The sequence below is a fragment of the Paenibacillus sp. TC-CSREp1 genome, assembly GCF_050171015.1.
Classification (GTDB): Bacteria; Bacillota; Bacilli; order Paenibacillales; family Paenibacillaceae; genus Paenibacillus; species Paenibacillus silvae.
Genome location: NZ_JBNOKM010000014.1, coordinates 221,062 through 227,332, shown reverse-complemented (window position 1 = coordinate 227,332; position 6,271 = coordinate 221,062). Strand labels below are relative to the sequence as shown.

General features: G+C 48.5%; 4 protein-coding genes. 2 read left to right on the top strand and 2 right to left on the bottom strand.

Features of this window, described 5'->3' with window-relative positions:
- Positions 1 to 614 precede the first annotated feature (614 nt).
- Positions 615 to 2,060: a DEAD/DEAH box helicase gene (locus ACQSGY_RS21900; protein WP_427180677.1), complete on the top strand. Its 1,446-nt coding sequence runs from the start codon at positions 615 to 617 to the stop codon at positions 2,058 to 2,060.
- A gap of 242 nt (positions 2,061 to 2,302) precedes the next feature.
- Positions 2,303 to 4,285 carry an AraC family transcriptional regulator gene (locus tag ACQSGY_RS21895; protein ID WP_427180675.1) on the top strand — a complete coding sequence of 661 codons (1,983 nt, stop codon included), beginning with the start codon at positions 2,303 to 2,305 and terminating at the stop codon, positions 4,283 to 4,285.
- Between the two features lie 241 nt (positions 4,286 to 4,526).
- Here the strand turns inward: ACQSGY_RS21895 and ACQSGY_RS21890 are convergent, their stop codons facing one another.
- Together ACQSGY_RS21890 and ACQSGY_RS21885 are read right to left on the bottom strand one after the other, a co-directional pair.
- Positions 4,527 to 5,303, bottom strand: coding sequence for an SDR family oxidoreductase (locus ACQSGY_RS21890; protein WP_427180674.1), 777 nt, complete (start codon positions 5,301 to 5,303; stop codon positions 4,527 to 4,529).
- Between the two features lie 122 nt (positions 5,304 to 5,425).
- Positions 5,426 to 6,214, bottom strand: a complete 789-nt coding sequence (locus ACQSGY_RS21885) for a hypothetical protein (protein WP_427180672.1) — start codon at positions 6,212 to 6,214, stop codon at positions 5,426 to 5,428.
- Positions 6,215 to 6,271: the final 57 nt, after the last annotated feature.

Sequence of the window (6,271 nt, the reverse complement as noted above, 5' to 3'; positions counted from 1 at the left end):
GGTGCGCTAGGTTATCTTTCCCCTGCTCGTTTTGCAAAGAAATTTACGGACAAATCCGTAGCGTAAGTGTCTACTTTATTGACATAGGTCCAAGGAAAGCTTATACAGTGAGATTCATGTGAAAAAGAGCGTTTATCGTGGATTTTCAGCGAAATAAGGTTTCTGGAGATCGTTACAATTATAGAAGCCCTTATATTCCCCAAATAAGCTCATCTGAGATCGTTACAGTATACAAGGTATCCGGATTGTGCTTCAAATTTGCATTTAAGCCTTCATAAGCAACCGTTAACCGATATAAAGGGCGATTGATACATCATTATAGAGGTCCACGGATCTACCGATCTACGGATGCACCAATAAACCTGACACACGGATTCACTGGTGGTGCACGGATGCACTGGCTAAAACATCAATATAAAGGATTGATATAACCCTGCAATGCGAAGCCTTTTTAATTACCACCCTTCATTACTTGCACATAGGGTATAATAAGGCGAGTATACGGTACATGTACGGAGCAATACTTATAAGTAAAATCATGGGGATGTGGTATAGGCCAACGTCACATGAGTACACTGTCCGCATCCCAAACTATAACGCAAAAGAGGTAAACGATGATTAAACCGCATTTTAAAGATTACGGACTGAGTGATGAAATCGTGAGAGCATTGGACAGTCTGGGCTATGAGCAGCCTACCGAGGTTCAGACACAGGTTATTCCTGTTGCACTGGAGAAGCAGGATCTGGTCGTTAAATCCCAGACGGGCAGTGGCAAAACAGCCGCATATGGCATCCCGCTCTGTGAGCTGGTTGACTGGAACGAAAATAAACCTCAGGCCTTGATTTTGACACCTACACGAGAGCTGGCCTTGCAGGTCAATGAAGATATCACGAATATCGGACGTTTTAAACGCATTAAAGCAACCGCGCTGTACGGACAATCCCCTTTTCACATTCAGAAAGCCGAGCTGAAACAACGAACCCACGTTGCCGTTGGTACACCGGGCCGGGTTCTCGATCATATAGAACGGGGCACGCTGCCGCTGGAGCGCATCGCTTATCTGGTCATTGACGAAGCCGATGAGATGCTGAACATGGGCTTTATCGAGACGGTACAGGCCATAATTCACGCGCTGCCGCAGGATCGCACAACGATGCTGTTCTCCGCAACGTTTCCGGAAGACGTAGCCAAGCTGTCCCGTCAGTATATGAACACCCCTGTAGAGATCGAGATCAAAGCCAGTGGACTCACCACAGCCACGATTGAGCATGCCGTGATTCATACATCGGAAGTGAATAAAACCGCTATGCTGCAGGACTTGTTTATTATGGAGAACCCGGATAGCTGCATCGTATTCTGCCGTACGCAGGAGAATGTGGATAAGCTGTTTCGGGTCATGGCTGACCTGGACTATCCGGTGGACCGCATTCATGGCGGTATGGAGCAGGATGAACGGATTGAAGTCATGAACGCCTTCAGACGCGGACAATTCCGCTATCTGGTGGCAACCGATGTAGCCGCGCGAGGTATTGATATTACGAATATCACTCACGTGATCAACTACGATATCCCGCTGGAAAAAGAAAGCTATGTGCACCGTACAGGCCGTACGGGTCGCGCAGGGCAAACCGGCAGAGCCTTCACGCTGGTGACACCGAAGGATGGCAGACGTCTTGCCGAGATTGAAGCCTATATCGGATTTAAGATTCCTGTGGTACAGGCCCCTTCCGAAGAAGAAGTAGATCGCCATAGGGAAGCCTTTGAGCAGCGGCTTCGAATTGTACCCGAACGCAAAAAGGACAAGCGTGAACAGCTGAACCAGCAGATTATGAAGCTGAACTTCAACGGTGGCAAGAAGAAAAAGCTGCGGGCTGTTGATTTTGTAGGTACAATTGCCAAGATTGAAGGCGTCAGCGCAGACGATATCGGCATCATTACTATCCTGGATAACGTGACCGATGTAGAGATTCTGAACGGCAAAGGTCCACTCGTGCTGGAGGTTATGCAACATACGACGATCAAACGCATGCAGCTCAAGGTGCGCAAAGGCCGCAAATAGGAATATCCCATCGCATAATCAAACCAAAGGTAGGTATGCGGCAATCTCAATACGAGGATAAATACACAAACTCTGGAGACAGATAGACAGATCATACCCAGTAGTGGAAGTACCTCATCATCCAGTTATAGAGCAAGGGATAACAGGTCTCCAGTGGCCCGTTATCCCTTGTCTGCTCTTTACGTTGAGAATCATTATCAATATAATATAAGAAATGCCCTCATGGTAGGAGGATGGTACAGATGACCCATACACTAGACGATCACATCTATTGGTGGAATTATGCTTCAATCCAGGTCATGGATATTCGGCTTGCCGTGCTGGAGCCAGGAGAGAACCTGCAACGTTATCAACTCCCGGCACATGCATTTGTATATGTGCTGGATGGTCATGCCACATTACAGCTAGACCACAACGTGTATAATCTGAGACGATTCCATGTCCTTCAAGGAGGCCGGGGAGCTTTATTAAATATTACCGCAGAAGAGCGATTTGAATATTGTTTAATTCTGTACAGAGCTATTCTAATGTTACCCGCTTCTCATCCTCTGAAGAAACGACCGCTGCCCGATAGTCCCTTCCTGCATCAGTGTGTGTTCCTCCCGGAATATCCCATTTCACTGCTACGCAAGCTGGAAGATATGTACGAGCACTGGACGATACAGGACAGACTCCATCAGTTACAGGCACGAGCGCTGTTCTATTCGTTTGTTCACGCCCTTCTCTCACAGATGAAGCAGCAAGGTATCAACCCAGTCCCTCCTGATCTGCCAGCCCAAGTGATACATTATATGGAACAGCATTACATGGAACCCATCACGTTGCAATCTCTGGCAGACCTGTTCGATTGCAGCATCAGCTATCTGACCAAACTATTCAAATCTCGTGTAAAGGAAAGCCCCATCCGGCTTCTAGCAATTATTCGCATACAGCAGGCTGCCCGAATGCTAACACACGCAGACACGCCACTTCAGGAGATCGCTGAACTCGTTGGATACCCGGATGCCCATACGTTGAGCCGCAGTTTCAAAAAAGTATATGGCGTAACTCCCACGCAGTACCGGGCAGTTATTGCTCAGAACGGAAGCTACATACCGGATTTGCCCAAGGTGCGTACCCGATCTGCCCTTGTTGCCACTGGAACCCAATGCTATAGTTTCATTGATTACGATTCTCATTTACATCCAAGCGGAGGTTTATCCATGGTTAAGACAAAACGATCATCATCCATCGCCACAGCGGCATTGCTCTTGTGCTTCACCCTGATTCTCTCGGCATGTGCCGGCGGATCAACTGCCACGAACAACGCCGGAACAGGTCCAACAGCAGAATCCGGCATATCTCAACAAAAGCCGGCTACAGTAGCCGAGACAGCCACACCAGCGACTCAGACCTATACCGATAGCAGAGGGACGATCACCATTCCCGCCCATCCACAGCGAATTGTCGATCTGACGGGCAGTGCCATCGGTAATTTACTGGTGCTGGGTGTCAAGCCGGTAGCATCGACGTATGATGCCATGCAAAACCCTTATCATAAAGGCATGCTGGAAGGCATCGTCGATCTGGGAGAAGGCAGCAATGTGGAAGCCATACTGAATCTGGAACCCGATCTGATCATCGCTTATGACTATCTGGTGGAAAACCAGTATGAAGCCTTGTCCCAAATTGCTCCTGTCGTGAGTCTGAAATATGGTGCGGCTAATCCCCAGGAATTATTGCTGGAATTCGGCAAGCTGACGGGCAAAGAGAAGGAAGCTCAGGCTTGGATAGACCAGTGGAATGACAAAATTGCCAAAGTTAAACCACAGATTCAGGCGGTCGTAGGCGATCAGACTGTGTCCATCCTTCAGCCCTACGCCAAAGGAATCTACGCATGGGGTAACAAAGGTGCACGTGGCGGGGAGATTCTGTATGGAGAATTTGGCTTGAAAGCTCCTCCTCTGATTCAGAAGGAACTGATTGACGGGGAAGGTGCAGGTGCAAGCCTGTCCTTGGAGCAGCTGCCTGAATATGCCGGAGACTTTATTTTCACAAGCAACTGGGGATGGGATGACGGTAACCCTGATGTGGTATACGAAAGCAATGTCTGGAAGGCACTTCCTGCTGTAAAAAACAAACACGTCTATTTCATCAATGCAGATGGCTCATTTTATAATGACCCGATCTCTCTGGAGGCGCAGCTGCAATTCATTGAGAACAGCCTCCTGAACACATCCAAATAGCTTCCGGGCAATAGCTCGACACTATTATCTGGCTGAGCACCTCTATCCATCATTATGCATAGTCAGTCACATTCATAATGCTAAAAATGCTGAATAAATCCCCTCTTCCATTACCATGGAATCGGAGGGGATTTGTTGTACACTGCTACCATTCAGATGTGAACTTTACCTTTTTGCGTACCGCTGCATTGACCGTCTTGTATCCCCTCCAGTCACCGTATGGATCACCGATTATTCCTGATTATAAATGTGATCCCCCACTGGCATCAAGACACTGCCCGGTAACCCAGCGGCTGTCCGCTGAAGCAAGAAATGCAGCTACATCTGCAACATCCTCCGGCTCTCCCCAGCGGTTCAGAACAGACAAGCCTGCTGCATATGCCTGTCCTTGCGAGTTCGTGAGTGTTCCTGCATTCATCTCGGTATTAATAATGCCCGGCTGGATTGCATTGACCGTAATCTGACGGCTTCCCAGCTCTTTCGCCAGCAGCTTCGTGAAGGTATCCACCGCTCCCTTCGTCATGCTATAGGCAAACACCCCTGGGGAAGCCACTCGTGTAACAAAAGAAGAAATATTAATGATTCGCCCCCCATCCCGCAGGCGCGGGACTGCCTGCTGCGTTACAAACAGGGGAGCTTTTACATTTATGTTCATCACTTCGTCGAACGAAGCCTCTGTCGTCTGCTCCAGACCGAGAATCTGCCCGATCCCCGCGTTATTTACCAGAATGTCCAGCCTGTCGTCTCGTCCATGCTTCTGAACAGCATCATCAACCTTGGCAAATAATGCATGAATGCCACCCTGCGTGCGTAAATCAGCTCCAATGGCTTGGGCCTGTCCACCATGATCTGTAATATGCCGCACAACCTGCTCCGCTTCGGCTTGCCGCGTCCCGAAGTGCACAAGCACATACGCGCCCTCCTGTGCCAGACGGATTGCAATACTGCGCCCAATGCCTCTGCTCGCTCCTGTTACCAGAGCCAATTGTCCTTCCAGTCTTCTGCATGTCTCGTTCATAACGTTATCCCCCTACTGAATTAAGTAGCACCCGTCACGGGCACAGGACAGTTATATCATGAGAAGACATACACAATGTTGCTATCATATTCGGTACGGACACTCCGTTCATGATATTTAGATCATATCCGTAAATCCTCTGAGCGGAGCTGGAGCTCCTGCCGAATCCGATCGGCTTCAGTCACTTTAATGACCAATGCAGGTGTATATTGCTGCGTTATGAGGTCATAGGGCAATTCAGAGTCTGATGCAGACCGCAGCTGGAACAATTGATAGAAATACAGACTGCCCGGTTGATGTGAGTCTCTATGTCTGGGTGGCACCTCATAGGTCAAGTAAGGGAATCGGGATAAATCCGGCAATGATTCTTTTGGGATAGCTTTATCGGTATTGGTACCCCCAACCATGCGGTTCCACCGGGGATCATCGTTCATATCTTCAAGCAGGTTATAACGGGTTGAAGGCATTTTTGTATTTTCAAGGATCAAAGGGGTTGCATCCACCATATTCGTCTTCGCGTATCCATATACATATATATCCTGGCCTCGCTCCAGACTTCCATCCGTTCGATACAAGCTGGCATAGAATAAAGCCTGCAGCGGAGAGGTTGTCAGCTCCAGCAGGTTCGTTGGCTGGCCCTCCTGATGACACCAGGCCAGTACATGCTCCTGTTCCCATATACCCGCTTCATCCGCCATATCGTGCATATAATCATTCACGACATCGACATAGTATTGCGGGTTATCGCGAAGTAATCGAGAGAAGGTGTGGCGCAATAAACGGGAATTCTGACAGGAAAAACGCCTGTTTTCTCCGCGAAAATAATACCCGTCCTTCCCGTAAGGAAGCCTCTCGATCGTTGATAAGTAGTCTTCTATTGAATTTACCTCACACCACAAGGGATTCATCATAACAATCAGCCCTCCCGCACCCTTTACCAGATTTTTTGAAATAAAACACGCTAACAG

Coding starts and splice junctions, on each gene's coding strand:
- ACQSGY_RS21900 (WP_427180677.1), top strand. CDS start 615: ATGATTAAACCGCATTTTAAAGATTACGGACTGAGTGATGAAATCGTG.
- ACQSGY_RS21895 (WP_427180675.1), top strand. CDS start 2,303: ATGACCCATACACTAGACGATCACATCTATTGGTGGAATTATGCTTCA.
- ACQSGY_RS21890 (WP_427180674.1), bottom strand. CDS start 5,303: ATGAACGAGACATGCAGAAGACTGGAAGGACAATTGGCTCTGGTAACA.
- ACQSGY_RS21885 (WP_427180672.1), bottom strand. CDS start 6,214: ATGATGAATCCCTTGTGGTGTGAGGTAAATTCAATAGAAGACTACTTA.